Source organism: Paenibacillus terrigena DSM 21567 (genome assembly GCF_000374845.1).
Classification (GTDB): domain Bacteria; phylum Bacillota; class Bacilli; order Paenibacillales; family Paenibacillaceae; genus Paenibacillus_K; species Paenibacillus_K terrigena.
In genome coordinates this window covers 505528-531415 of the sequence record NZ_KB895414.1, presented here as the reverse complement: position 1 = coordinate 531415, position 25888 = coordinate 505528, and the positions used below count along the sequence as shown (strand labels likewise).

Sequence of the window (25888 nt, the reverse complement as noted above, 5' to 3'; positions counted from 1 at the left end):
CGAACATTATGAGTACAGCTGAAAAAAAGCCCGAACATGGCTTTACACACGCGGTTCGGCTATAATAACATCGAGAGGAGCTGAATTCTCAGTGGATAAGAAAATTTTTAGAACGATGGAATATGAGAAGATTTTACATAGATTAGCAAGCCATGCTTCGACAAGTATCGGGAAAGAAATGGCAGAAGCGCTGCAACCTGAATCTTCTCTAAATGATGTGAAGCGGCTATTACAAGCAACGGACGAAGCTTATACCATTGATCGACTCAAAGGAAGCGCGCCGTTCGGAGGCGTCGTTGATATTCGCAACAGCCTAAGACGTGCCCATATCGGCGGTATGCTGAATGCACATGAGCTGCTTGATATTGCGAATACGATCTTTGGTGGAAGAAGAGTGAAGCGCTTCATTGAGCAGGTGCATGACGATGAGCCCGTGCCGCTCGTATATGAACTGAGCCAGTTGATTACGGACCAGAAGCCGCTCGAAGATTCGATTAAGGCATGCATCGACGATCAGGCGGAAGTGATGGATCAAGCGAGTGCCGAGCTTGCCCTTGTTCGTAGGGAGCTGCGTAACGGCGAGGTGCGTATTCGGGAGAAACTGGAACAGATGATCCGCTCATCTTCGGTATCGAAGATGCTTCAGGATCAATTGATTACCATTCGGAATGATCGATTCGTAATTCCAGTGAAGAGCGAATATCGCTCGCATTTTGGCGGTATTGTTCATGATCAATCAAGCTCTGGGGCAACGATGTTCATCGAGCCAGAATCAATCGTCGCGATGAACAACAAACTCCGTGAGGCAAGATTGAAGGAAGAACGTGAAATCGAGAAAATTCTGTATCGTCTATCGTCCGAAGCTGGAGAGCAGGAAGTACTGCTAAGAGCAGATGTTGAGATTATGGGTGATCTCGACTTCATGTTTGCGAAAGCTCGTCTAGCGCATGTGATGAAGGCAACGCTGCCGATCATGAATGATCGCGGCTTTATGAAGCTGCGAAAAGGGCACCATCCGTTGATTGAACTGGATAAGGTGGTACCGATCGATCTAGAGTTAGGTAATTCATTTACTTCGATTATTGTGACAGGGCCGAATACAGGTGGTAAGACTGTGTCATTGAAGACCATAGGTCTGCTGAGTCTGATGGCCATGTCTGGATTGTTCATTCCAGCTGAAGATGGAAGTCAGATGTGTGTGTTTGATGCGATCTATGCCGATATTGGCGATGAGCAGAGTATTGAACAGAGTCTTAGTACCTTCTCCAGCCATATGACGAACATTATTCGGATCTTGCATCAAATGACGGAGAAGAGCCTCATTCTATTGGATGAGCTTGGGGCAGGCACAGACCCTGCAGAAGGATCTGCACTTGCCATCTCGATCTTGGAGCATATCCATGCGAAGGGCTGCCGGATGGTGGCAACGACGCATTATAGCGAGCTCAAAGCTTATGCTTATGATCGGAAAGGCGTCACTAACGCGAGCATGGAATTCGACGTACAGACGCTTAGTCCGACGTATCGTCTCCTCGTGGGTGTGCCGGGTCGAAGTAATGCATTTGCGATAGCAGAACGGCTTGGATTATCAAATGAGATTATTGAGCATGCGCGCGGCAATGTCAAAGAAGAGGATATGCGCGTGGAGAGCATGATCGCTTCCCTCGAAGAGAACCGTTTAAGTGCAGAGGCTGAGCGTGTCAGTGCGGAGCAGCTGCGCCGTGAGCTTGAAACGCTGCGCAAACAGCAAGAGAGCGAACGGGAACGCTTCGATTCACAGCGCGATAAGATGATTGCAAAGGCCGAAGAAGAAGCACGTGATGTGGTCATCAAGGCGCGTCGTGAAGCGGAGACAATTATTGCAGATTTGCGGAAGCTCGCGATGGAGGAAGGCGCTTCGGTCAAGGAGCACAAGTTGATTGCAGCGCGTCGTCAGCTGGATGAAGCAGAACCTGAGCGCCGCACTTCGACTCCAAAACGTGCAAAAGCCAAACAAGCTAGACCAATCCAGGCGGGAGATGAAGTGATGGTCTACAGCTTGAATCAACGGGGGCATGTCGTTGAGACGGCAGGGACAGAAGCTGTTGTTCAGCTTGGCATTATGAAGATGAAGGTAAGCTTGAATGATCTGGAGATGGTACAGGCTGCAACGCCAGCCAAAGTGCAGCAACAACGCCATGTTACGAGTGTCAAACGAACGCGAGATGAGAATGTGCGTACAGAGCTCGATCTACGAGGAGCGAATCTCGAAGAGGCGCTTATGGAAGTGGATCGTTTCATCGATGAGGCATTCTTATCGAATCTTGGTCAGATTTATATTATCCACGGCAAAGGAACGGGGATTCTGCGCACGGGGATTCAAGAATACTTGCGTAAGCATCGCCATGTGAAGAGCTATCGTCTTGGAAACTATGGCGAAGGCGGAACGGGCGTGACGGTCGCGGAATTGTCTTAAGCGAGAGCTTGGGGCGGTGATTAGATGATGGGTGAGGAGGATCGGCATGGAATCTCAACTGGAAACGTTGTTAGAAAATCCTTATTTCTCAATGGTAGCTTATTTTTCAGTCGCTGTTCTTGCGCTGATCGTCTTCTTAGCTTGTTTTGAGTTATTTACCAAATACCGGTGTTGGGAAGAAATTCGGCGCGGGAATGTGGCTGTTGCAATGGCGACGGGTGGTAAAATATTCGGTATATGCAATATTTTTCGCTCGAGTATTCAAGAGGCGCGATCGATTTATGAATCACTCGCTTGGGCCTCTTTCGGATTCGTACTCTTAATCATTGCCTATTTTTTATTTGAGTTTGTGACGCCTGTGTTTCATATTGATGAAGAGATCGGCAAAGATAATCGGGCCGTGGGGCTCATTGCCATGATGATCTCGATCTCGCTATCATTCATTATTAGTGCGGGGTTGTCTTAGAAGCTCGGATAGAGAAGGAGAATCGTGGAACGAATGAAGTATTTATGGGGATCGCTATTTGCGCTAGCATTGGTCTTTATTGTAATTGGTGTTATTTATTGGATAAACATATAGAATCGTGAGGGAATAACTATGGAACCAGTAATTTGTCCTTGGTGTGATACAGAGATTGTATGGGATGAGGAGATCGGCCCAGAAGAAGAATGTCCGCATTGCAATAATGAATTGAAAGGTTATCGAACGCTGCAAGTGCAGCTCGATGCCGTTACCGAAGATGACGAGCAGATGGGTCGCTATGAAGAGACCGTTGAGCAAGTCTTGGATCAGCAGGAAGAAGTGCCTGAATGTATGTACTGCCGCGAATATATGGTGCTCGCAGGCAAACAGGCGACAGCGCCTAACGCTTTTCAACCGAATGTCCCTGAAGCTGTAGGCCAGCCATTCGTCGAAGCGCCATTCAACGTGAACATGTATGTATGTACAGGATGCTTCCAAGTGGCGTATGTCTTATCAGCCGAAGATCGTCAGAAGATGATTAATCGACTTAGCCGTTAAGGGAAAGTGAGGGCTGCGTATGCCGCGTGTCGTGCAGTATATTACGGATTTGATCGGTGATACGCCGGTTGTTCAATTATCGCGAATGGTTACAGATCAGCATGCGGATGTGTTCGTGAAGCTAGAAATGTTCAATCCGAGCGGAAGTGTTAAGGACCGAGCAGCGTATCAGATGATTGTTGATGCAGAGCAAGCGGGTCTACTTCGATCAGGTGCAACGATCATTGAGCCAACGAGCGGGAATACAGGCATTGGACTTGCAATGACAGCAGCAGCGAAAGGCTATCGTGCGATTCTCGTGATGCCGGATAATATGACCGCGGAACGCATCAATCTGCTAAGAGCATACGGTGCAGAGATTGTACTTACACCCGCAGCAGAGCGAATGTCAGGCGCGCTTCGAAAAGCGATGGAGCTTGCAGCGCAAATGGAGAACAGTTTCATTCCGAACCAATTCGAGAATGGCTCGAACCCTGATGCACACCGTCATACAACAGCTCGTGAGATCATCGAACAAATGGATGGCAAGCTGGATGCCTTTGTTGCTTCTGCAGGTACGGGCGGCACGATTACCGGCACAGGAGAGACGCTTAGGCAACAATGGCCTAATCTCCATATCGCCGTCGTTGAACCGAAGGGATCTCCGGTGTTGTCCGGCGGCTCCCCAGGACCCCATAAGCTGGTAGGTACAAGCCCGGGATTCATTCCATCGATCCTTAATACATCGGTGTATGATGAGATTGTTCAAGTCGCAGATGAGGATGCATTGGAGTCGACAAGACGCCTTGCTCGTCTGGAGGGAATACTCGTAGGTCCATCTTCAGGTGCTACCGTATGGGCGGCTTTAGAGCTCGCAGCGAAGCTGGGTCCGGGCAAGCGTGTCCTCGCGATGGCTCCGGATACAGGTGAGCGCTATTTAAGTATGGATTTGTTCTGAACTTCATAGAAGTTCTAAGCCCCGCGCACTTCAAAAGTGTACGGGGCTTTTTCTTTTTTTCGGGGTCACCGTGGGATAATTTAGATACATAAATGACTCTCGGATTGCCCATTCTAGGTAAGAATCAGAATGACTGTGTTCCGATAAGGAGGAATTTAACCATGCACAACATGATGCACCATCAGCCGTTATCCGGCAAAGAATTAGACTATATTTCCGATTCCATCTCGAACGAAGATCTGCTCGTCAAACAATGCGCCGTCGCTGCGCATAATTCATCGAATCCAGCCGTCCAGCAGCTATGTACGCAAATGCTCCGGGAACATCATCAACACATTCAGATGTTGACGCAATCGTTGCAGCACCATCAATCGATCGCCCCATATCAAATCCAATAATCCGATAACGAAGGAGGAGTATCCATGTACTCGCAACAACAAGGTCAACAACAGCAGCATGCTGGTGGTGTCATGCAGGATAAAGACATGCTATTCACGATATTGACAGATTTAAAAAGAACGGTAGGCGAATATACGACGGCGACGACTGAAGCTGCTTGCCCGATGGTTCGTCAAATGTTCATGGAGCTGCAGAATCATTCCCTTCGCATGCAAGGAGATCTCTATAACTTCATGCAGCAGAACAATATGTACACCAAACCTCAGCCGGCACTGAAGCAGGCCATTGATAAACAAATTCAGCAGGTGCAGCAGAACCACCAACAAATGGATCAATTCGTACAGCAGCAGCTGAATGGCGGTGGCCAATCGCTGTCCTTCCTGGCTCATACGCAAGCGCAAGCAACGCAGCATACGAACAGCGGTAAGAATCCGTATTACATGTAACCCATCGCAAGTACCGCTTCTGAAGGGGATTTATCACCTGTAGAAGCGGTTTTTTTTATTTTGCATGAAGTTGGTATTCGTTGTAATATAGTTATTATGGTTTGGGAGGTCTGTGGAATGAACGCGTTAAAATTACAAATTCTAGACTTGTTAAAAGAAGATGCACGCCGGGATCCAGAGCTGCTCGCCACATTGCTTGGCGTGACTGAAGCAGAAGTTAAGAAGGCCATCGCGGAGCTGGAAGAAGAACATGTCATCGTGAAGTATGCGACGGTTGTGAACTGGAGTAAGGTGGAAGATGATAAAGTCACTGCGCTAATCGAAGTTCAGATTACACCTGAACGCGGACGCGGCTTTGAAGGGATTGCGGAGCGGATCTATTTGTTCCCGCAAGTAAAATCGGTCTATCTCATGTCAGGAGCCTATGATTTGCTCGTTGAAGTGGAAGGGAAGAACTTGAAGGAAGTGGCCAGCTTCGTATCGGATAAATTGTCGCCGATCGACTCGGTGTTATCGACGAAGACGCACTTTATTCTCAAAAAATATAAGCAAGATGGAATCATATTCGAAGAGCATGAAGACGATCACCGTCTCATTGTCTCACCGTAACGAAAAGGAAGAGTAGCCATGATCATAAAAGAGGAAGAACAAAACAAATCGATGTCATCGTATTTAGCGCCTGCTGTACGTGCGATTCCGCCATCGGGGATTCGGAAGTTTTTTGACTTGGCAGTAGGAAATAAGGATATCATTACACTCGGTGTTGGGGAGCCGGATTTCAGTACCCCATGGCACGTGCGCGAAGCATGCGTGTATTCCTTAGAGCGCGGCAAGACGAAATATACGTCTAATGCAGGTATTCCAGAGCTTCGTGAAGCGATCGGCCAATATTTGAATGACGAGTTCCATGTCGAATATGACCCGGGAAATGAAGTGCTCGTCACGGTTGGCGGCAGTGAAGCGATTGACCTTGCTCTGCGCGCACTCATTGCTCCGGGGGATGAAATTCTCATTCCAGAGCCGTGTTACATCACCTATTCGCCGATCACGGCCATTGGCGGCGGCATTCCAGTAGGGATTGAGACGTTTGCGAAGGATCAGTTCAAGTTAAAGGCGGAATCGCTCAAAGCGGCGATTACACCTCGCTCCAAAGTACTTATTCTCTGTTATCCGAGCAATCCAACAGGCGGGATTATGACGCGTGAGGATTGGCTGCCAATTGCGAAAATTGTAGAAGAGAACGATCTGATCGTCATCTCGGACGAGATCTACGCGGAATTGACATACGACCAGAAGCATGTGAGCTTCGCATCGCTGCCGGGTATGAAAGATCGGACGATTCTGGTAAGTGGGTTCTCCAAGGCGTTCGCGATGACGGGTTGGCGGATGGGATATGCTTGTGGACATCCGGAGATTATTGCGGCGATGCTGAAGATTCATCAGTACACGGTGATGTGTGCACCAACGATGGGGCAAGTTGCTGCATTAGAAGCCTTGACGAACGGGATGGAAGAGAAAGACCGGATGGTCGAATCTTACAACCAACGGAGAAGACTCGTTGTGAAAAGCTTCCGTGAGATCGGGCTGGAATGTCATGAACCGCAAGGCGCATTTTATGCGTTCCCTTCCATTCAATCGACAGGACTCACATCGCAAGAATTTGCTACAAGATTGTTGATGGAAGCGAAAGTCGCCGCGGTTCCAGGGGATGTTTTTGGACTCGGCGGTGAAGGATTCTTGCGTTGTTCTTATGCGACATCCGTTGCTCAATTGAACGAAGCCTTTGACAGAATTGGTAACTTTCTCGTGAAACTGAGAAATTCGTGAAAAATAATATACCAATAATAGGGAACTTTTGATATAATATAACATGAGTCTCACTTTTAGTATCATTTATTAGAAGATTTGCACAAGTCGCCATTGAATTTGTACTCCGGGGAGGGATCGTGTTGTATTCTGTAGAATATGATTTGCGCGACAAAGCGAGAAATTCATTTTCGCCAGCGATTGCTCTGGAGGATGAAATTCAATTTTTACGTCTTAAGATGGAAGAAATCGTGTTGTTAGAGAAATCTTTTACATCTGATATGGTTATTCAAATTAGTAGTCTGCTAGATGTGAAGATTAATGAGTATATGAGAATTCGTCCACGAAAATCATAACAAATAAAGGCGCCGGTTACGGCGCCTTTATTGTTGTTCCTTGAATATAGTCTGCATTGTTCTCGAATTGGACGCGGATCGATTCGGATTCGAATAGATTCACGCCGTTAGATACTTGGAAATGAAGATGAGGTTCACTGGAATTGCCAGAGTTGCCGCACAGACCGAGAATATCTCCGGCTTGGACTTGATCGCCAACCTTAACCTTAACAGACCCTTTCTGTAAATGAGCATACAAACTATACTCTTTATTTCCATGGTCGATCACAACATAATTTCCTGCAGGCTCTTTTTCATTCATCGTCCCTACAGGCTCGTTATCTGGAATTTGATCTTTCAGTTCTACGACTTTGCCCGGAGCCGAAGCGACAATAGGCTGGCCGAAGGCGTAGTAGTTGGATAATTGGGTGGCATCGCCTTGATAGGAGCTGCCATCTTTTTGCTGCACAAAATCATACGCATACCGCTGACTTAGATGTTCATAGTGATAATTGACAAGGACATTCGTTCCTCCCCAGAAGGTGAACCATTCCCCGTGGAATGGAAGTGCGAATGTCGTAGCTGTCTTCTTCACATCCGTCTCGGGAAAAGTTTCTAAAGGGACAAGGAGCAGCCCGGATATGCGCCCATCCGGATCGAATACGGCTTGAATGCCTTTCGTACCTTGCTCATCCGTCCAAATGTAATTGGTGGAACCGCTCAACTTCATTGTCGATTTCAAGGTATAGGATTGGACGCCCTCATGAAAGCCGGATAGCTGTTCCATATCTTTCAATGATACTTGCTGCTTAAACTGGGTATTGAATTGCTGATGAACTGTCTCATTCTTACCTTGAAGAAGGAGATCAGGTAGCTCCTCTGGCTGAAATGGCTTTACATCCACGATGGAAGAAGAGGTGGTGTGGCTTGATGACGCAATATTCGTTGGTGGGTCTTGCACATCACGAGTACAGGCAGTCAACGTTCCAACGATAGTCACCATGCAGATGAGATGGAGTAGGATAGTCGGTTTTGGGTTTGTGTTCAAATTCATTTGTACATATGCTCCTTTATGCTTGATATAAACCAATCATAAGGGATGAAGTTTATCGTACGAATAACGTAATCTTATGAATGCCTTAATCTTGTTCATGAAAATTAAGGTTCTGTTAAGATCACATTCTACTATAAGAAAACAAAAGATGTTATGGTGATAGCAGTACCGAAAGATTGGGGAATACAGGATGAATCATGCTAAAATTTTGTTAGTTGATGATGAAGCATCGATATTGAAGCTATTAAAAACGGTGTTAAATAAAGAGGGGTTCCTCAATGTAGATACAGCATCGACAGGGGAAGAAGCGATTAAGGCCTGTCAACGCGTGACGTATGATATGGTCTTGCTGGATGTGATGCTGCCGGGTCAGAGTGGGTTTGATATTTGTCCATGGATTCGGCAGACGACCGATGCGCCAATTCTATTCTTAACAGCTCGTACGACGGATTTGGATAAATTAACGGGGTTTGCACTGGGAGCGGATGACTACGTCACGAAGCCTTTCAACCCGCTTGAGGTCATTGCACGTGTGAAGGCGCAGCTCCGGCGGTATGCGAAGAACGGGAACCGGGAAGCAGAGCGAAGCATCAGCTTTTATGATTATGGTGGTTTTCAGCTGGATGCGTATGCAGGGGAACTCTGGGTACAAGGGAAGCAAGTGGATTGCCCGGCGCAAGTGTTCCAATTGCTCCAATTCTTCTGTCAACATCCGAACGGGATATTCAGTAAGCAGCAGCTGTATGAACGTGTATGGGGAGATCATAGCATCAATGATGATAATACCGTGATGGTCCATATCCATCGGATTCGTGAGCGCATCGAACCGAATCCGGCAGAGCCGAAATATTTGATGACGGTGCGAGGACTTGGGTATAAGCTCGTTCGGAGGAACGATGAATAAGCGGATGACCGTGAATCGACGTTTTATTTTCATTTATATTAGACAGTTATTGTTCGTTGGTATGCTGCTGCTCGCATTAATTCTAACGGTTCTATTTGTTGCATTCGACAAGCTAAATAAGCTGGAGCAGGAACGTGATTTTGCCAAATCAGGTCTGCCCATGCTCATGAACTCTCTTTCTGAGAAGGATGGGAAAATCACATTTGATCCTGAACTATTAGATCAAGTTCGTGAGCAGGGCGGATGGCTGCAATTGATTAATGATCGTAACCAGGTGATTGCTGATTTTGAGACGCCGGATGATTTGCCGAGTCAGGTTAATCCCGGTGAATTAACAAGCTATTGGACGGGGGAGCAACCGTTCCCTTATGGCTTATATGTGTGGATTCAAGAGAGAGAAGGAAGCCTCTATACGTTGATTTATGGTGTCAAGAATCCTATTGCAGAGATGAAGAGAACCTTACTGCAATCGGTCGAATTAAAGAATGGGAAGATTCAGATCACAGGGCCACTTGCTGCGCAAATCTCCCAATTATCGGGATGGGTGCAGGTCATTAATGCGGAGGGGTTAGAGATCGCCTCCTATCATAAACCTGCGGATGGACCAAGCCAATATGCTGTACATGATATTATCTTACGCACGCAATATCCTGAGCGGTATGCTTCACAGTTTGAGTCCGTATTTGATCCAGCAACAGGAAATACTTGGTTAGTGCATCTTCCTATTCGGAATGACGCTTCAGGCGTCCCACAGGATCCTTATTTGGCGATGATCTATGTCTTTGTCATCAGCCTATGTATCTTGCTTGGAATTATTATCATTCTATTAGCTGTTATAGCTTTATGGTATGGTCATCGGTTCGGAACGCCAATTCTTCATATGATTGATTGGCTGAAGCATTTGGCGCAGGGGCGGTTCATGGAACCTGTGGATCGTAAAGGGTATAGGAGGAGTATGAATCGGTCAGGACGGATGAAGAGAAGGTTTCAGACCTATGCCGAGATGATCGATTCCTTGCACTTCCTAACAGATTCGCTGCAGAAGAACGAGCTGATTCGCAAGCAGCTAGAGACGACGCGTGAAGAGTGGATTGCGGGTGTATCGCATGATCTTAAGACACCTTTATCATCGATTATGGGGTATGCGCATGTACTCGAATCGAATGCCTATGAATGGCGGCAAGAGGAAATACAAGAGTTCGCGTGTATTATTCGGGAGAAGTCCTTCCATATGGATGAGATGATTGATGATCTCAATCTAACCTATCGCCTGAACAATCATGCCGTTCCGATGCAGAAGGTCGAGATCGAAATGAATGAATTTATCGGCAAAATGGTACTGCAGATGCAACAGCATCCGCAACACGAGCAACGACAGATTCAGTTTGTACCTGCCGCCCAGCCGATTTATTACCCGGTTGATGTGAAATATTTCCGCCGTATCCTTGAGAATTTTCTGGCCAATGCACAAATACATAACCCACCGGATACACATATACAGGTGATGATGGCTATCGAAGAGGATGGTGCGTTTCGAATCGAAATTCAAGATAAGGGGTTAGGAATGGATGAGGCGACGGTTGATCGATTATTTGAACGTTATTACCGAGGCACTCCGACCGAGAATCTCCATCAAGGGACTGGTCTTGGCATGGCGATCGCGAGACAGCTTGTTCACGAGCATGATGGTCATATTGAGGTAGAGAGTCAGGTTGGTGTGGGGACGACGATCTCATTATTATTCCCGAGGCCCCCGCAAAGTACCTGAATCAGGTTCGAAGCGGATTTCCCCACTTTGTGGGGTTATTTTGTGTCTTCCAAGTTTATGATATAGTGGGTGGTATAGATGCACACAGCAGAAGGGACGCAATGTACATGAAAAGAATCGGAATCATTCTTATGATGTTAGTTACGATGGGCCTCTTAGCGGGCTGCGGTGATGAGGCGGATCTTACGATCTTATTGATGCCTGGACAACAGCAAGTTATACCGCAGGAAGTAACAGATCAAGTGAAGGCTCAGCTGCAGCAGCAGCTTGGAAGTGAGAAGAAGGTCGAAGTGAACGCAAGCGCGATGTACAGTATACAGAAGTTGATTGCCGAACTTGCGGTAGGCTCGAATGATATGATGGTAGTTCCTGAGGAAGATATGAAGAACTTTGCGAAGAATTCAGGAACGACACCGCTCGAAGATACATTTGACAAGGAGAAGTACAAACGCGGCTTTGTTGAAGGGACTGTTCTTGTACCGGATGCATCAGGGAAGGACCAAGAAAAGAAGGAAGAACATCTCTACGCAATTCCAATTCATGATATGAAGATGTTCAAGTCCATTGGGTTCGCATTAGAGAATCTGTTCGTGATTATTCCGTCGAACGCGCCGCACCCTGAACTTGCAAAGCAAGTGTTGAAGTCGATGGTAGAATAGCGGGTAGTGAGATTTTCGATCAAATAAATGAAGGAAGGGAGGAACTCACTTGTTGGTGATGATAACAGGTGGCGCAGGCAGTGGGAAGACAAGCTTTGCGCTACAGTTGGCTTCGACATTGGGTAAGACGGGCATGTGGCTTGTCTCGCGATGGCCGGATAAAGATAAGGAACAAGTACAAGTGGCTTCCTCCTCCTTTGAATGGAAAATTATTGAGACCGATCCGTTACTTCCTGAAATTATTGATACGATTAATGTGCAGTCGAATCCATACACGGCGCGGAATCGTGTGCTCGTGGTGGATAGTATCGCGGTATGGCTCTACGGTGAAGTAAAGGCTGCTGCCAAGCTCAATCTCGATGAGAAGGACATGAAAGCACATGTCGAGATGCGCGTCGAACAGCTGGTGCAGTCCATTCTTGCCTATCAAGGTGCAATTCTCGTCATTACCAATGAGATGAACAGCGGCTGGGATGAGACCGTAGCGTATCGACGTCTATTCCATGAATGGCTGCCGGCGATTAATGAACGATTAGCTGCAAGAAGCAAGCAATTGTATTTGTTAACATCAGGGATTGCTGTGGAACTATTAAGTAAACAGGTAAAATTCGGGAGGGATTTAGGATGAAAATCTATACTCGCTCGGGGGATCAAGGAACGACGTCGGTCATTGGCGGACGTGTACCGAAAGATCATATTCAAGTAGAGACGTATGGAACAATTGATGAGTTGAATTGCTTCGTTGGTCAAGCGATGAGTCAACTTGGCGGGGAGCGATTCTCAGATATCCGATCCGTATTGCTGCAAATTCAACATGAGCTATTCGATTGCGGCTCGGATCTCGCCTTCGCGAATCTAGATGGGAAGAGCTTCAAAGTTCAAGCTGAGATGACAGCGCAATTAGAACAATGGATTGATCATTATGAACAAGAAAATCCGAAGCTGACACGGTTCATTCTTCCGGGTGGAAGCAGTGGATCTGCATCGCTTCACGTGTGCAGAACTGTATGCCGTCGTGCGGAACGACTGGTTGTGAAGCTGGGGAGTGTCGCAGATATTCATACCGAGGTTCGCCATTATTTGAATCGATTATCGGATTTATTCTTCGTGCTCGCTCGAACGGCGAATGTACGGAGCGGTGTTCCCGATGTTGAGTATATTCGCAGTGCAGAGGTGTTCCGTTCCGAGCCATGACAATCGAGACACAATATTACGAACCGATCACTTATATCGTTCCTCCATCGGAGGAGGGGATGCTGTTAAAGACGATACTATCGAATCGATTAATGGTATCTCGCAAATTAATGTCGAGATTGAAGCTAACGGAGCATGGGATTACAGTGAATGGTGAGCGACATTATATCAGTGTTCGTGTGCAGGCAGGGGATTGTGTTCAGATTCGGATGGAGCAGGAGCAGTCAGATGATATTTTGCCGCAGCCGGTTGATTTCACCATTATTTACGAGGATGAACATCTCTTAGTCGTGCATAAAGAACCAGGGATCATCGTTCACCCTACGCATGGTCATTATATGAATACACTTGCCAATGGAGTTGTCCATTACTGGCAACAGCAGGGCTGGAATTATCGATTCCGGCCTGTTCATCGCTTGGATCAAGATACCTCGGGTGTGCTCGCGATCGCGAAGAATCCGTATATTCATCAGCATATTTCTGAGCAAATGATTGCAGGTCAAGTGGATAAGCAGTATTTGGCTTTTGTGCATGGGATACCGGAGCCGCAGCAAGGGACGATTGAAGGTCCGATTGATCGTGATCCGGAGTCACCGCATATTCGCATTGTGACGCCAACAGGCTATGCATCGACAACACATTATACAACGCTGGAATCTTACAAATCGTCTGCGGGTGCTAAGATTCAGTTAAAGCTGGAGACGGGCCGCACCCATCAAATTCGCGTGCATATGCAATCCATTGGTTGTCCATTAATCGGTGATAAAATGTACAAGTTTCTAGTTCCCGTTGACGAAGCTACAGATGCTAAGGCGCAGGCGTTAGACGCGCGAATGGATCGGCATGCGCTGCATGCTTGGAAGCTTGGTCTTACGCATCCGATCACGAAGCAATGGATGGAATTTACCGCAGAATTGCCGAATGACCTTCAGCAGCTGCAAGACGCGATGCAGAACGAAATTACTTAGTGAGCTATAAGGAGAATCTGTCATGTCCAAGTTAAAAGTCTATCATTATACGAAATGCGGCACATGCCGCAGCGCCATTAAATCGCTTCAAGCGAAAGGGCATGAGCTGGAGCTCCAAGATATCTTCGAGGTTGCGCCGACGGAAGCGGAGCTAAAGGCATTAATCGAAAATAGCGGCCTTGAATTGAAGAAATTCTGGAATACTTCGGGTGAAGTCTATCGGGAAATGCAGCTGAAGGACAAGCTGCCTAAGATGAGCGCGGAGGAACAAGTCAAGCTGTTGGCATCGAATGGCCGATTGATCAAACGCCCGATTGTTACTGATGGGAAGCAAGTAACGGTTGGATTCAAAGAAGAACAGTACGAGACCAGCTGGGGCTGAACCCTGGGATAGGATCCTATAATGGCAAAAAGAGGCCAAGCAGTCACGAGCGTACTATGCTAGAATAATAGGATGTTACTTACAGGATTGTTACTAGATTAGAGTTAGGAGAGATCCAAAGTTGGAACACAATAAACAGAAGTTACTCCTCGTCGACGGGATGGCTTTGTTATTCCGCGCTTATTATGCGACAGCATATGGCGGTTATATTCGCAAGACAAGTTCAGGCATTCCGACGAATGCGATCTATGGATTTATTCGTTATTTCTGGGATGCCGTATCGAAATTTGATCCAACGCATATCGCTTGCTGTTGGGATATGGGGAGCAAGACGTTTCGTACTGAGCAATTCTCGGATTACAAAGCTAATCGCGGCGAAGCACCAGAAGATCTTATCCCGCAATTCAGCTTAATTCGTGAAGTGATGGAGAGCTTCGGCATTCCGAATATCGGTGAAGTTGGATACGAGGCCGATGACTGTATCGGAACGATTGCCAAGCAATACGGGTCTGACATGGATATCTATATCCTGACCGGCGATCACGATATGCTGCAATTGGTTGACGAGCGTGTCCATGTCATCATTATGAAAAAAGGACACGGGAATTATATGGTCTACAACCCGTCCACACTCATGGAAGAACGTCAACTCACACCGGCGCAAGTAATCGATGTGAAAGGATTGATGGGGGACACCAGTGATAACTATCCTGGTGTTCGCGGGATTGGAGAGAAAACAGCTTACAAGCTCGTTCAACAATACGAATCCGTAGAAGGAATCTTAGAGAACCTTCATGAACTGACCAAAGCTGTGCGTACCAAAATTGAAGCGGACATCGACATGCTGCACTTATCTCGCGATTTAGCACGTATTCGTTGCGATGTGCCGCTCGTCTGTTCGATAGACAACTGCGAATTTACCTTAGATCGTACACAAATTGAACGCAAATTTGCAGAATTAGAAATGCAGAGTTTAAATTCATTGATCGGGGTGTAACAGTCAGCATGTCAACTAAGTTTATTCGGACCATCGTCCTTACACTTGTCCTTAGTCTTACCGGAGCTGTTGTGGCTACGGCAGCAGGGCAAGGAGGTACTGCAGGCAGTACGACATCTTCCTCGAAAGGAACGCAGCAGCTTGCTTACCAACCAAAAGTCGAGATGAAGAAGGTTGCCGTAGGCGGACGTACTTATACGGTACAGACCGTGACGATGCCGAAAAATATCGGTGTACAAGTAGGTCTGGCAGGCGGCAAGGTCGGTCAGACAGCTAATATGAAAGACATTGTTAAACGGTATCATGCGGATTATGGTATCAATGGCACATACTTTGAAGCCTATGGCGGTATTCCAGAGCCTTATGGCATGATCATACAGAATGGTCAGCTTGCTCATATTGGGAACACTGGGACAACGATTGGATTTACGAAGAATGGCCAAGTTCGAATGGATCATTTACGGGTATCTGTTACAGGAAGCGTCTACGATCCAGACAGCGGCAAAAGCGGCAGTTATTATGTCTATTTTGCAAATCGAACGCCTGTTAAAGGGAAATCGAGCAGCATCCTCTACACACCGGCACGAGGCAAAACGATTGGATTTAGCTATGGTGAGATGGTTGTCGTAGATAAAGGCGTAGTCACCAAAGTGACGCAAAATCAAGATGTCGCGATCCCAGCGAATGGTTATGTGCTTGTCTTTAACGGTAGCGAGACAGGGCAAGCAAAACGATTTAAAGTGGGTGCAATGGCTTCATATGAAGTTCACTATAAGGACCTGCAAGGCAATGAGATTCCTTGGGGAGATGTCATCACCGCAGTTGGGGCGGGCCCAAGACTTGTGAAGGATGGTAAGCTCGCGGTGAATCCGACGGCCGAAGGGTTTACATCTGCCAAAATTTTGACCAGCGGCGGTGCACGAAGCGGGATTGCTGTCATGAAGGATGGCTCCATTATGATTGCAACGGTCAATGGAGCGACAATTCAAGCGTGGGCACAAGTGATGCAGAAGCTTGGAGCGCAGCAGGCAATGAATTTGGACGGGGGCGCATCATCCGGCCTCTATGCCAACGGAAGAGTCCTTACGTCAGCAGGTAGACCGCTGAGCAACATGCTGCTGTTCGGCATGAATTTGCAGTGAAACAAGAAGAAGGCTACCTTGCTCGATGAGTAAGGTAGCCTTTTTTCTATATCGATGGATTGTAATTAATCTGTGAAGACAGTCGGGCCTACAACCATGTGGAGGAATTCGCGCAGGTCGCCTGCTGCTTCCTCTTCCGACAGTTTGAAGGTGAATTCCAAGTAGCCTTCTTCCTCCAAGTCTTCTTCACCGATAATTGCCGTAATACCGCTCTGAAGATCAGTAACTAATTTCTTCCCGTAGAAGCGGTTGGTCGTCATGATGGCGAGGTCGAACCGTTTATAGCTTGCGCCAATGAATGTCACGAATCGCGTCGTCGTTGCTTCCGTTGAATCCGATAGAAAATCTAACTCGTGCTGAGACATGGATGTCACTCCTTCAATGATTATGAGGTCATTATAGCGGAATTTGGGAAGAACAGGAACTATAATTTCTGTACCTATAGTTATTTGAAAACTTTTGTCTCCCTATACTTGCCCAGAATTTGGAATTATGCTATGATGATCTCAATTGCATGAACGGACGAATGAGGAAGCACCTCTCTTATCTTATATAAGAGGGGTGCTTTTTTGCGTGCGTTCATGAACTTTTTGGAGGTGGATGATGAATATCGTTTTTCTGAACACGTTTGAAAGGAAGCAAGAATCAGAAGGGACTATTACATCGCAATTATCGATTGGTGAGGCGCATGGGGTGTGGCAGCTTGTATGGAGTGAACCCTACCATGGCAAGATGGAACAATCGGTATGGTACTCGGGTACGTCCTGGGAGGAGCTTCTAACCACATTTCGACATGGTGTTGCGGTGAAGTTAGGGGAAGGGTACGCTCCGATTATTGATGGAATGATTAGTGATGCGGAGCACTCGGGACGATTGGTTCGGTCGCAGCTGCTTGCTTGCTATAGCGATTTATATCCGAATGAATCGTTATATGCCATGTTAAGTCAATGGCGTAGATCTCGCGCCACTGCTGACAAGAAGGCTCCTTATTTCATTGCGACGAACCGTATGCTACGCCTAATCAGCGTCTATGTACCGCAGACGATGGAGGAGTTGCTTCAACTGCCTGGCTTCGGAGAGAACAAGGTGAACCTCTATGGCGAGGAGATTGTAAGCTTGCTTCAAGATACCGAACGAACGACAGTGTTTCCGCTGGATTGGGTCAAAGAACAGGTGACTCGGGAAGAATATGCCCAATGGCTGTATAAGCAAAAAGAACAAAAATATAAGCAGGAAATGGATCGGCTTGCAGAACAGAAACGTTTGCTGGAAGGAATTCAGCAGGGTTGTTCCATTACAGATCTGGAGCAGTATTGCAGCATGTCGCGTCGGAATATTCTGATTGCGCTCGAAAGTCTTGACCGGGAAGGGTATGATATCGAGCGTCTGATCGAAGAAGAGCTCCAGCAGGTGCCTCTAGAGGAGCAGGCCGCCATATGGTCGGCTATTGAGCGCGATGGGTATCGATATTTGAAGCCGATCTTGCTCGAGGTCTATGGGGATACGGGGCTGCAAGGAGAGCAAGCGGCCATGTATTACGAGCGTATTCGATTGGTTCGTATTCGTTATCGGCGTCAGCGAGAGATAGACAATCAACAACGTCAGGCAGGATAAATGAAAAACAGGACTTGATCTACACTGCTAAGCGCAGCAGTTCAGATCAAGTCCTGCATTGATTATGTTAAAAAAATCGACTTATCAGCACGAGAAGGTGTTATAGCCAGTTCTTTTTCTTGAAAAGGAAGTACATTCCAAACCCCAGGCAGAGCATCGCGCCGAGCACGATGTAATAGCCATACTTCAAATCCAGCTCAGGCATGTGGGTGAAGTTCATCCCGTAGATCCCGGTGATGATCGTCATCGGCATGAAGATGGTCGTGAGCGCCGTAAAGACTCTCATGATCTCATTCGCGCGGTTCGCGACGCTGGACTGATAAGCTTCTCGTAAGTTGGCCATCAAATCGCGGAACGTATCGAAGGTCTCTGATATTTTGACGGCATTCTCATAAATGTCGCTGAAGTATTTCTGTAGCTGGTCATCGATGAGACGCAGGTCTTTCTTATTCAAGGTCGCGATCACGTCTTTCTGCGGTCCAAGAACCTTCTTGAGCCACAGGATCTCGCTTCGCAGACCGATAATTTCGTTCAAATGTGTTTTTTTCGTATGAAGGACGATATCTTCTTCCAGATGTTCAATGCGGTCTTCAATCCGATCCCCGACAGAGAAATAGCTGTCAACGACAAGGTCGACCAAATGATATAAGAAATTATCAGGTCGGTTGACTTCTTGCTCCCACAGAATTGGTTTTACCGTGCGGAGCTCATTGATCTTCTGCTTCGTTACCGTAATAATATAATGTTTGCCCAGGAACATACTCAGGGCGCGCAAGAAAATTTCTTCATCATCAAATCGAATACTGTTAATAACAATAAAATAATGTCCCTCGTAAATTTCAATCTTAGGACGCTGTTCCTCTTCACTGAGGCAATCCTCCACGGCCAAATCGTGCAGCAAGAACAACGGCTGCAGGACGATCAGATCTTCGACATCTGCATCGATCCAATAGAAGCCGTTCGCTGGCGGGATGATCGTTTGGTTAATATCTTCGATGACGGTGAATACACCTTCTTGTACCAACCGGATTTTCATCTGATTTCACTCCTCTTCCCGAATGAAACCAGAAGGCAGGCCAAAAGATGCGTTTGTTACACAGACTTCAGGCACAACCGACAGATTTCATTCCTATTTAATTGTACATGTGACATTGTCCTCTGCGGTATAGGGTCGCCTTCCATCCTTACTCACCTCTGCTTTATGTTTCATCTCTTGGAACACTCGTCTTAGTATAACGCGCTTATATCTTACAAGCAATGAAAAAAACGGTGAACCAAGTTAATGTAGAATATGGCACGGACCGAAGAATGGTGCGTTCCTCAGCATGGGATGGATGAAGCCGATGGAAGTGTATTGACGTCTGTTTCAAATTGGATTAAAGTAGGGTTATGTATGATAAAACCAAATAAGGTTTTGCTAAATTCTTATCAAGAGTAGGTGGAGGGACTAGCCCGATGATACCCGGCAACCGACTGAAAAGCACGGTGCTAATTCTTGCGGAAACGAATGGATTTCGTTACTGAGAGATGAGAGAGGCGCCGGATTTATTAACGTAGGCCTTCTCTTGGAAGGTCTTTTTTTGTACCTTCCGAGCAATAACCATCATGAATTAAGAATCCCACAAAGGAGCGAATGACGCATGCCGATTAAAATTCCAGATGCATTGCCAGCGAAAGAAATATTGACTAATGAGAATATTTTTGTGATGGATGAGAGTGTAGCATACCATCAAGACATTCGTCCGCTTCAGATTGTGATCTTAAATTTGATGCCAACGAAGGAAACGACAGAGACACAGCTGCTGCGCCTCATCGGGAATACCCCGCTGCAGGTCGAGGTGGTTCTTCTTCATCCCAAATCCCATACGTCGAAAAATACATCGGTAGAGCATCTCGAGACGTTCTACCATACCTTTGAAGATATTCGCCATCGTCGGTTCGACGGCATGATCGTAACGGGAGCGCCTGTCGAACAAATGGAGTTCGAGGAAGTGAACTATTGGGAAGAGCTTGAACAAATCTTCGAATGGAGTAAGACGAACGTAACATCAACCATGCATATCTGTTGGGCTTCCCAAGCAGGTCTGTATTATCACTTTGGCGTACCTAAATATTCTTTGGAAGAGAAGTGTTTTGGCGTATACCCGCATGTGATTACAACGCCGAATATCAGCTTATTGCGTGGATTCGACGAGCAGTTCTACGTACCACAATCCCGTCATACCGAGGTAAGACGTGAAGATATCGAGCTTAATGAGAACCTAGAGATTTTATCGGAATCCGAAGAATCGGGAATCTATATCGTTGCGACCAAAGACGGCAAGCAAATTTTCGTGACAGGCCATTCCGAGTATGACCCGCTTACATTAAAATGGGAGTATGACCGTGATGTCGCCAAAGGACTTGATGTCGCAATTCCGAAGAACTACTATCCGAAGGATGATCCATCACGGGTGCCTTTATCGCTCTGGCGTGCGCATGCCAACTTATTATTCTCTAATTGGCTGAATTACTATGTATATCAAGAGACACCATTTGACCTTGGCGCAGGCATTTAATAGGACAGAGGAGGATATCTAGACATGTCAGAAGATTTGAAAATTGAAAGTCGTCTCGCGCAGATTGGATCTGTGCAGGAACCTGTTACGGGAGCGATTAATTATCCTATATATCAATCAACTGCGTTTCGTCATCCGAAGCTAGGACAGAGCACGGGATTCGATTATATTCGGACGAAGAATCCGACTCGTAGCGTCTTAGAAGAAGCAGTAGCTAAACTCGAGAGCGGCGATGCAGCGTTTGCCTGTAGCTCCGGAATGGCGGCGCTTCAGACCGTATTTGCCATGTTCGGTCAAGGCGATCATCTGATCGTCTCGCTGGATCTATACGGGGGTACTTACCGGTTAATCGAGAAAATTATGTCGCGCTTTGGCGTGACAGCTTCTTATGTGGATACAAATGATTTCGATGCCCTGGAAGAAGTGGCACAGCCGAATACGAAGGCGGTTATCATCGAGACACCAACGAATCCACTGATGATGATCACAGATATTGAAGCTGTAGCGGCATGGGCGAAGCGCAAAAATATGTTAACGATTGTCGATAACACCTTGTTAACACCATTCTTGCAGCGTCCGATTGAGCTAGGTGCAGATATTGTGGTGCACAGTGCGACGAAATATCTAGGCGGTCATAATGATGTGCTCGCCGGACTGATCATAACGAAAGGCAAGGAGCTATCTGAATATACAGGCTTCCTGCACAATTCGATTGGTGCTGTACTGAGTCCAAGTGACAGCTATCAGTTAATGCGCGGCATGAAGACATTGGCGCTGCGGATGGAGCGTCATGAATATAATGCGACACGGGTTGCTACATATTTGCAGGAGCATCCGCTTGTTGATCAAGTCTATTTCCCAGGTCTGCCGGGACATCCGGGCTATGAAATTCAGAAGAAGCAAGCCTCAGGCAATACGGGCATTTTCTCTTTCAAAATGAAGGAAGCAAAATATATTGAGCCGATATTACGTCATATTCAATTGATTGCTTTTGCCGAGAGCCTTGGTGGAGTAGAGTCGTTGATGACGTATCCAGCCGTGCAGACCCATGCGGATATTCCGATTGAAATTCGTGAGAAGGTCGGTGTAGATGATCGTCTCCTGCGCTTCTCCGTAGGGATTGAGCATGCCGATGATATTATTGCGGATTTAGGCCGTGCAATTGAGCTTGCTAGACAAGAGATCGAGGGGGCATAGTCGTGGCACATGCAGAAGGATCAGAACGGAATCATAAATTTGCAACGAAGTTGATTCATTTCGGAAGTGAAATCGACGAGACGACGGGTGCTTCCAGTGTCCCGATTTATCAAGCTTCAACATTCCACCATCATGATATCTTCAATCCGCCGACGTATGACTATTCCCGTTCGGGGAATCCGACACGCCAGGCGTTAGAAGACTATATCGCCTTGCTTGAAGGCGGAACGAATGGGTATGCTTTCCCATCCGGGATGTCAGCGATCTCTACCGCTTTCATGTTGTTATCCGCGGGTGATCATGTGATCGTTACGGAAGATGTGTACGGAGGGACCTATCGTTTCCTAACGACCATCCTTAGTCGGATGAACATTGAGACGACGTTCGTCGATATGACGGATCTTGATCAAGTGAAGAACGCTCTGAAGCCGAATTCAAAAGCTGTATTTATGGAGACACCGTCAAATCCGACGCTCAAAATTACCGATATTGCGGCTGTCACTTCATGGGCGAAGGAACACGGCCTCCTAACGATGCTGGATAATACGTTTATGACACCGTATCATCAGCGTCCAATTGAGCTTGGTGTGGACCTTGTACTGCATAGTGCGACGAAGTTCTTAGGCGGTCACAGTGATGTGCTTGCTGGACTAGCTGTCACAGCTACGGAAGAGCTTGCTCGCCAGGTCAAATATTTGCAGAATGGGATGGGAGCGGTACTTAGTACGCAAGAAAGCTGGCTTCTCATGCGCGGCATGAAGACGCTTGAAGCGCGTATGGCGCATTCGGAGCAGAGTGCGAAGAAGCTGGCGGCATGGCTGGAACAAGAACCTTCGATTGCGAAGGTATACTATCCAGGCCTAGCGAATCATCCTGGCCGCGTAATTCATGAACAACAGTCCGCGGGTTATGGCGCAGTTGTATCATTTGATGTCGGTTCAGGTGAACGGGCGAAACAAGTGCTCAGTAAAGTAAAAATCCCGCTCGTAGCCGTCAGCCTTGGAGCTGTAGAGAGCATTTTATCGTACCCAGCCATGATGTCTCATGCCTCCATGCCTCGTGAAGTTCGTCTAGAGAAGGGAATCACAGACGGATTACTTCGTTATTCGGTAGGGCTTGAGCATGTTGACGATTTGATTGATGATTTATCGAGCGCCCTGCGAGACGTGTAACAATAAGGCAAATATTGTTATATTTTGTTATGCTGTGATAGAATAGTGACAACAAGAACGTGTTGGTGCGAGGGGGCATAAGAGCGTAGTATGAGTACCTTTTTTGATGAATCGATCAAACGATTGAAGAACATCTGTATGTTATCTCGAACGAACCGTTCCATGAATATTCTGCCACCGAGCTTTAAGCTGCGGGATCCCGTTATTCATCAGGTTCGTAAGGCCCGTCGGCAGGGCCATATATGCTCGCTCATTCTACTAAGTGTCCATCAATTTGATCAATTCATTCGTCAGCATTCTTCAGATACGATGCAGCACCTGACTAAGGTCCTCGAACATATTCTTCGGGATACGATGCTTGAATATGTCGATGCATCCAGGCTTATAGGGGTCAAGATGATTCAGACCAATGTCTATGGCATTTTTATTCGTGAGACGATTCCATTCCTGGCGCAAGAGACGGATGCGCTTGCCATTCTCATCGGGAAGTCGATTCAGACGGATCTGAATTTTGAACTACAAGAGAGTGATTTAACGGTTCAGATTATTAGCGGTGCGACACAGCTCCCTGCGGATATCGATGATGAGAAGCATGGGATCTATCTCGCTGTCCAAGAAGCCTGGCTGCTTGCAGCCGGGCTTGCGCCGGTTCCATACAATTCATTGAAGCAGCAATTAAGCCAAATTATTGAATACAAGGATATTACGGTTCTTACGCAGCCGATCTTGGATCTTAAGACGGGCGAAGTATACGGTTATGAGGTGCTCACGCGGGGACCGATCGATACGATATTTCACTCGCCAGAGGCCTTGTTTGATTATGCGGACCGGGTTCAATTGCTGTCTGAGTTGGAGTTCGTGGTGATCCAGAAGGCTTTCGAAGAAATGAAGGGTCGGGGGATCATGAGTCCCGTCTTTATTAACATTACAGCGGTGACGCTGAGTCACCCTCACTTCGAACGGAATATTAAACGGTATATTGAGAAGGAAAATATTAAGCCTAGTCATGTGATCTTCGAAATTACGGAACAACATCTGATGCGTGATTATGTGAGCAGCTCGCAAGTAATCCGTAAGCTTCGCAGTCTCGGATTTCGCGTTGCGATTGACGATGCAGGTGCAGGCTTCTCTAGTCTGCAATCTATTCTTGAGATCATTCCGGATATTATCAAAATTGATAAGTCGCTCATTCAAGAAATTGATCGCGTTGCTGCCAAGGAATCCATGCTCAAAGCGATCATGTCCTTCGCGCATGACATACAATGCCAAGTCATTGCTGAAGGGGTCGAACGGGAAGAAGAAGCAGGCGTGCTAATGCGGCACAATGTTGAGATGGGGCAAGGGTACTTTTTTGCGAAGCCGGAACGATTCATGCCGAGCCATGGTCGACTCTATCTTGATGAAATGAAACACAAAATACATCGATTGCGCTCGGTAACAGCATCTTAGGATGCTGTTTTTCCTTGTGAAATGTGTTACGATAAAAAGTACAGGTGTTTTTAAAATATAAGGGTTTATAGGTTTGACGGGTAAACCGTTCTTATATTTCCGAAGAACGATTATCGTCCTGTTATGGACGATGAAGTCGTTACTTCTTGGGGGAAAGATAACAGTGGGGAAGCAAAGGAGTGAGCAGACATGTCAGTAGATCGCATATTGGATAAAGCTGCAGCAGGTGAGCGCATCAACGTAGAAGAATGCATTACCTTGTTTGAATCGGATCAAGTGGAGAAGATGGGTCATGTCGCGAACCAGATCATGCAGAAGTGGCATCCAGATCCGATTACGACGTTCGTCATTGGACGCAACATTAACTATACGAATATTTGTGATGTATATTGCCGATTCTGTGCGTTTTACCGCAGACCTGGCTCGGATGAAGGATATGTATTGCCGAATGAGGCGATTTTCCAGAAAATCCAAGAAACCATCGATGTGAATGGAACAGAAATTCTGATGCAAGGCGGAACGAATCCGAACTTGCCATTTAGCTATTATACCGATTTATTACGTGAGATTAAGCTGCGGTTCCCGAACATTACGATGCATTCCTTCTCTCCAGCTGAAATAATGAAGATGAAGGAAGTATCAGATGGCTTATCGCTCGAAGAGGTCGTTCGTGCTATTCATGAAGCTGGACTCGATTCACTACCAGGTGGTGGAGCTGAGATCTTGGATGATCGGACTCGACGCAAGATTAGTCGACTCAAAGGTTCGTGGCGGGATTGGATGGACGTGATGCAGACGGCACACAAAGTCGGCATGAACACGACAGCGACGATGGTTGTTGGCTTCGGTGAAGGAATGGATGAGCGTGCGCTGCATCTAGATCGTGTGCGAGTCGCACAGGATGAGTGCATTAACAATCAATATTCATCCAAAGGCTTCTTGGCCTTTATTCCGTGGACCTTCCAACCGGACAATACGAATATGAAGGCAGAACGTGTCACACCCGAAGAGTATCTGAAGACACTTGCGATCAGCCGGATTTATCTCGATAACATCCCGAACTTCCAATCCTCATGGGTTACGATGGGGCCAGAAGTTGGGAAGCAGACGTTAAGCTATGGCTGCAACGATTTCGGCAGCACGATGATTGAAGAGAATGTCGTCTCGGCGGCAGGCGCAACGCATAAAGTGAATATCGGAACGATTCTAGAGACGATTCGTGAAGCGGGCAAGATCCCTGCGCAGCGGGATACGAAATATAATATCCTGCGGGTTTTTGAAGAAGAATCGAATGTTGAACGCGATTTTATTATGCAGAATTAATTGATAACAGCTACCCTTGGGGGTAGCTGTTTTTTATTGCATCCGTGAGAAATTCGCCTTGATTCTGGACTTGCTGGGAAAATCCTCGTTGTATATCTGTTTCCTAAA

The 25888-nt window shown here is 46.7% G+C and carries 27 protein-coding genes and 1 riboswitch; of the genes, 24 read left to right on the top strand and 3 right to left on the bottom strand.

Annotation, left to right across the window (positions count from 1 at the left end):
* Positions 1-91: 91 nt before the first annotated feature.
* The 9 genes from C558_RS0110450 (at position 92) to C558_RS33740 (ending at position 7420) form a co-directional block, all read left to right on the top strand.
* The gene (locus tag C558_RS0110450) at positions 92-2455 is read left to right on the top strand and encodes an endonuclease MutS2 (protein WP_018756213.1); all 2364 of its coding nucleotides are present in this window, start codon (positions 92-94) and stop codon (positions 2453-2455) included.
* Positions 2456-2501: 46 nt separating this feature from the next.
* On the top strand, positions 2502-2921 hold the full coding sequence (locus C558_RS0110445; RefSeq protein WP_018756212.1) for a DUF350 domain-containing protein: 420 nt from the start codon (positions 2502-2504) through the stop codon (positions 2919-2921).
* A gap of 132 nt (positions 2922-3053) precedes the next feature.
* On the top strand, positions 3054-3476 hold the full coding sequence (locus tag C558_RS0110440) for a hypothetical protein (RefSeq protein WP_018756211.1): 423 nt from the start codon (positions 3054-3056) through the stop codon (positions 3474-3476).
* A gap of 19 nt (positions 3477-3495) precedes the next feature.
* Complete coding sequence (gene cysK / locus C558_RS0110435) at positions 3496-4413, top strand: cysteine synthase A (RefSeq protein ID WP_018756210.1); 918 nt, start codon at positions 3496-3498, stop codon at positions 4411-4413.
* A gap of 161 nt (positions 4414-4574) precedes the next feature.
* Positions 4575-4811 (top strand): hypothetical protein, encoded by a 237-nt coding sequence (locus C558_RS0110430; protein WP_018756209.1) that lies wholly within the window; start codon positions 4575-4577, stop codon positions 4809-4811.
* Between the two features lie 24 nt (positions 4812-4835).
* Positions 4836-5258 (top strand): spore coat protein, encoded by a 423-nt coding sequence (locus C558_RS0110425; RefSeq protein ID WP_018756208.1) that lies wholly within the window; start codon positions 4836-4838, stop codon positions 5256-5258.
* 117 nt (positions 5259-5375) lie between these two features.
* Entirely contained in the window at positions 5376-5867 is a 492-nt protein-coding gene (locus C558_RS0110420; RefSeq protein ID WP_018756207.1) for an Lrp/AsnC family transcriptional regulator, read from the top strand.
* Between the two features lie 18 nt (positions 5868-5885).
* Positions 5886-7085 carry an aminotransferase class I/II-fold pyridoxal phosphate-dependent enzyme gene (locus tag C558_RS0110415; RefSeq protein WP_018756206.1) on the top strand — a complete coding sequence of 400 codons (1200 nt, stop codon included), beginning with the start codon at positions 5886-5888 and terminating at the stop codon, positions 7083-7085.
* A 122-nt stretch (positions 7086-7207) separates the two neighbouring features.
* Entirely contained in the window at positions 7208-7420 is a 213-nt protein-coding gene (locus tag C558_RS33740; RefSeq protein ID WP_018756205.1) for an aspartyl-phosphate phosphatase Spo0E family protein, read from the top strand.
* A 16-nt stretch (positions 7421-7436) separates the two neighbouring features.
* Here C558_RS33740 and C558_RS0110405 read toward each other — a convergent pair whose 3' ends face one another.
* Positions 7437-8453 (bottom strand): M23 family metallopeptidase, encoded by a 1017-nt coding sequence (locus tag C558_RS0110405; RefSeq protein WP_018756204.1) that lies wholly within the window; start codon positions 8451-8453, stop codon positions 7437-7439.
* A gap of 190 nt (positions 8454-8643) precedes the next feature.
* Here C558_RS0110405 and C558_RS0110400 point away from each other — a divergent pair, with 190 nt between their 5' ends.
* From C558_RS0110400 to C558_RS0110360, 9 genes are all read left to right on the top strand, one after another.
* A complete protein-coding gene (locus C558_RS0110400; protein WP_018756203.1) occupies positions 8644-9357 on the top strand; it encodes a response regulator transcription factor in 714 nt (237 codons plus the stop codon).
* On the top strand, positions 9350-11125 hold the full coding sequence (locus C558_RS30840) for a sensor histidine kinase (RefSeq protein WP_018756202.1): 1776 nt from the start codon (positions 9350-9352) through the stop codon (positions 11123-11125). Before C558_RS0110400 ends, C558_RS30840 begins: the two co-directional genes overlap by 8 nt.
* A 107-nt stretch (positions 11126-11232) precedes the next feature.
* Positions 11233-11784, top strand: a complete 552-nt coding sequence (locus C558_RS0110390; RefSeq protein ID WP_026263833.1) for a hypothetical protein — start codon at positions 11233-11235, stop codon at positions 11782-11784.
* Between the two features lie 58 nt (positions 11785-11842).
* Positions 11843-12412: a bifunctional adenosylcobinamide kinase/adenosylcobinamide-phosphate guanylyltransferase gene (locus tag C558_RS0110385; RefSeq protein ID WP_245583787.1), complete on the top strand. Its 570-nt coding sequence runs from the start codon at positions 11843-11845 to the stop codon at positions 12410-12412.
* Positions 12409-12978: a cob(I)yrinic acid a,c-diamide adenosyltransferase gene (locus tag C558_RS0110380; RefSeq protein ID WP_018756199.1), complete on the top strand. Its 570-nt coding sequence runs from the start codon at positions 12409-12411 to the stop codon at positions 12976-12978. Before C558_RS0110385 ends, C558_RS0110380 begins: the two co-directional genes overlap by 4 nt.
* Positions 12975-13946, top strand: a complete 972-nt coding sequence (locus tag C558_RS0110375; protein ID WP_018756198.1) for an RluA family pseudouridine synthase — start codon at positions 12975-12977, stop codon at positions 13944-13946. Before C558_RS0110380 ends, C558_RS0110375 begins: the two co-directional genes overlap by 4 nt.
* 22 nt (positions 13947-13968) lie before the next feature.
* The gene (locus tag C558_RS0110370) at positions 13969-14328 is read left to right on the top strand and encodes an arsenate reductase family protein (protein ID WP_018756197.1); all 360 of its coding nucleotides are present in this window, start codon (positions 13969-13971) and stop codon (positions 14326-14328) included.
* Between the two features lie 121 nt (positions 14329-14449).
* Positions 14450-15325, top strand: coding sequence for a 5'-3' exonuclease (locus C558_RS0110365; RefSeq protein WP_018756196.1), 876 nt, complete (start codon positions 14450-14452; stop codon positions 15323-15325).
* Positions 15326-15333: 8 nt separating this feature from the next.
* Positions 15334-16467, top strand: a complete 1134-nt coding sequence (locus C558_RS0110360; RefSeq protein ID WP_018756195.1) for a phosphodiester glycosidase family protein — start codon at positions 15334-15336, stop codon at positions 16465-16467.
* Positions 16468-16532: 65 nt separating this feature from the next.
* Here the strand turns inward: C558_RS0110360 and C558_RS0110355 are convergent, their stop codons facing one another.
* Positions 16533-16832, bottom strand: coding sequence for a DUF3055 domain-containing protein (locus tag C558_RS0110355; protein ID WP_018756194.1), 300 nt, complete (start codon positions 16830-16832; stop codon positions 16533-16535).
* 235 nt (positions 16833-17067) lie between these two features.
* On the opposite strand from C558_RS0110355, the gene C558_RS0110350 reads away from it, so the two are divergent.
* Complete coding sequence (locus C558_RS0110350) at positions 17068-18081, top strand: HRDC domain-containing protein (protein WP_083927143.1); 1014 nt, start codon at positions 17068-17070, stop codon at positions 18079-18081.
* A 100-nt stretch (positions 18082-18181) separates the two neighbouring features.
* Here C558_RS0110350 and corA read toward each other — a convergent pair whose 3' ends face one another.
* Positions 18182-19117, bottom strand: a complete 936-nt coding sequence (corA, locus tag C558_RS0110345) for a magnesium/cobalt transporter CorA (protein WP_018756192.1) — start codon at positions 19115-19117, stop codon at positions 18182-18184.
* A 386-nt stretch (positions 19118-19503) separates the two neighbouring features.
* Positions 19504-19615, top strand: a riboswitch (SAM riboswitch).
* Between the two features lie 106 nt (positions 19616-19721).
* Here corA and metA point away from each other — a divergent pair.
* The 5 genes from metA to mqnC all read left to right on the top strand — a co-directional run bounded on the left by metA (position 19722) and on the right by mqnC (position 25780).
* Entirely contained in the window at positions 19722-20639 is a 918-nt protein-coding gene (metA, locus tag C558_RS0110340; RefSeq protein ID WP_018756191.1) for a homoserine O-acetyltransferase MetA, read from the top strand.
* A 24-nt stretch (positions 20640-20663) separates the two neighbouring features.
* Positions 20664-21836 (top strand): aminotransferase class I/II-fold pyridoxal phosphate-dependent enzyme, encoded by a 1173-nt coding sequence (locus C558_RS0110335; protein ID WP_018756190.1) that lies wholly within the window; start codon positions 20664-20666, stop codon positions 21834-21836.
* A gap of 2 nt (positions 21837-21838) precedes the next feature.
* Positions 21839-23008, top strand: coding sequence for an aminotransferase class I/II-fold pyridoxal phosphate-dependent enzyme (locus C558_RS0110330; protein ID WP_018756189.1), 1170 nt, complete (start codon positions 21839-21841; stop codon positions 23006-23008).
* 90 nt (positions 23009-23098) lie between these two features.
* On the top strand, positions 23099-24457 hold the full coding sequence (locus C558_RS32525) for an EAL domain-containing protein (protein ID WP_018756188.1): 1359 nt from the start codon (positions 23099-23101) through the stop codon (positions 24455-24457).
* A 189-nt stretch (positions 24458-24646) separates the two neighbouring features.
* The gene (gene mqnC / locus C558_RS0110320; protein ID WP_018756187.1) at positions 24647-25780 is read left to right on the top strand and encodes a cyclic dehypoxanthinyl futalosine synthase; all 1134 of its coding nucleotides are present in this window, start codon (positions 24647-24649) and stop codon (positions 25778-25780) included.
* Positions 25781-25888 lie beyond the last annotated feature (108 nt).

Coding starts and splice junctions, on each gene's coding strand:
- C558_RS0110375 (WP_018756198.1), top strand. CDS start 12,975: ATGACAATCGAGACACAATATTACGAACCGATCACTTATATCGTTCCT.
- cysK (WP_018756210.1), top strand. CDS start 3,496: ATGCCGCGTGTCGTGCAGTATATTACGGATTTGATCGGTGATACGCCG.
- C558_RS0110445 (WP_018756212.1), top strand. CDS start 2,502: ATGGAATCTCAACTGGAAACGTTGTTAGAAAATCCTTATTTCTCAATG.
- C558_RS0110350 (WP_083927143.1), top strand. CDS start 17,068: ATGATGAATATCGTTTTTCTGAACACGTTTGAAAGGAAGCAAGAATCA.
- C558_RS0110415 (WP_018756206.1), top strand. CDS start 5,886: ATGATCATAAAAGAGGAAGAACAAAACAAATCGATGTCATCGTATTTA.
- mqnC (WP_018756187.1), top strand. CDS start 24,647: ATGTCAGTAGATCGCATATTGGATAAAGCTGCAGCAGGTGAGCGCATC.
- C558_RS32525 (WP_018756188.1), top strand. CDS start 23,099: ATGAGTACCTTTTTTGATGAATCGATCAAACGATTGAAGAACATCTGT.
- C558_RS0110370 (WP_018756197.1), top strand. CDS start 13,969: ATGTCCAAGTTAAAAGTCTATCATTATACGAAATGCGGCACATGCCGC.
- C558_RS0110335 (WP_018756190.1), top strand. CDS start 20,664: ATGTCAGAAGATTTGAAAATTGAAAGTCGTCTCGCGCAGATTGGATCT.
- C558_RS30840 (WP_018756202.1), top strand. CDS start 9,350: ATGAATAAGCGGATGACCGTGAATCGACGTTTTATTTTCATTTATATT.
- C558_RS0110405 (WP_018756204.1), bottom strand. CDS start 8,453: ATGAATTTGAACACAAACCCAAAACCGACTATCCTACTCCATCTCATC.
- C558_RS0110425 (WP_018756208.1), top strand. CDS start 4,836: ATGTACTCGCAACAACAAGGTCAACAACAGCAGCATGCTGGTGGTGTC.
- C558_RS0110390 (WP_026263833.1), top strand. CDS start 11,233: ATGAAAAGAATCGGAATCATTCTTATGATGTTAGTTACGATGGGCCTC.
- C558_RS0110440 (WP_018756211.1), top strand. CDS start 3,054: ATGGAACCAGTAATTTGTCCTTGGTGTGATACAGAGATTGTATGGGAT.
- C558_RS0110420 (WP_018756207.1), top strand. CDS start 5,376: ATGAACGCGTTAAAATTACAAATTCTAGACTTGTTAAAAGAAGATGCA.
- C558_RS0110355 (WP_018756194.1), bottom strand. CDS start 16,832: ATGTCTCAGCACGAGTTAGATTTTCTATCGGATTCAACGGAAGCAACG.
- corA (WP_018756192.1), bottom strand. CDS start 19,117: ATGAAAATCCGGTTGGTACAAGAAGGTGTATTCACCGTCATCGAAGAT.
- C558_RS0110385 (WP_245583787.1), top strand. CDS start 11,843: ATGATAACAGGTGGCGCAGGCAGTGGGAAGACAAGCTTTGCGCTACAG.
- C558_RS0110360 (WP_018756195.1), top strand. CDS start 15,334: ATGTCAACTAAGTTTATTCGGACCATCGTCCTTACACTTGTCCTTAGT.
- C558_RS0110430 (WP_018756209.1), top strand. CDS start 4,575: ATGCACAACATGATGCACCATCAGCCGTTATCCGGCAAAGAATTAGAC.
- metA (WP_018756191.1), top strand. CDS start 19,722: ATGCCGATTAAAATTCCAGATGCATTGCCAGCGAAAGAAATATTGACT.
- C558_RS0110380 (WP_018756199.1), top strand. CDS start 12,409: ATGAAAATCTATACTCGCTCGGGGGATCAAGGAACGACGTCGGTCATT.
- C558_RS0110400 (WP_018756203.1), top strand. CDS start 8,644: ATGAATCATGCTAAAATTTTGTTAGTTGATGATGAAGCATCGATATTG.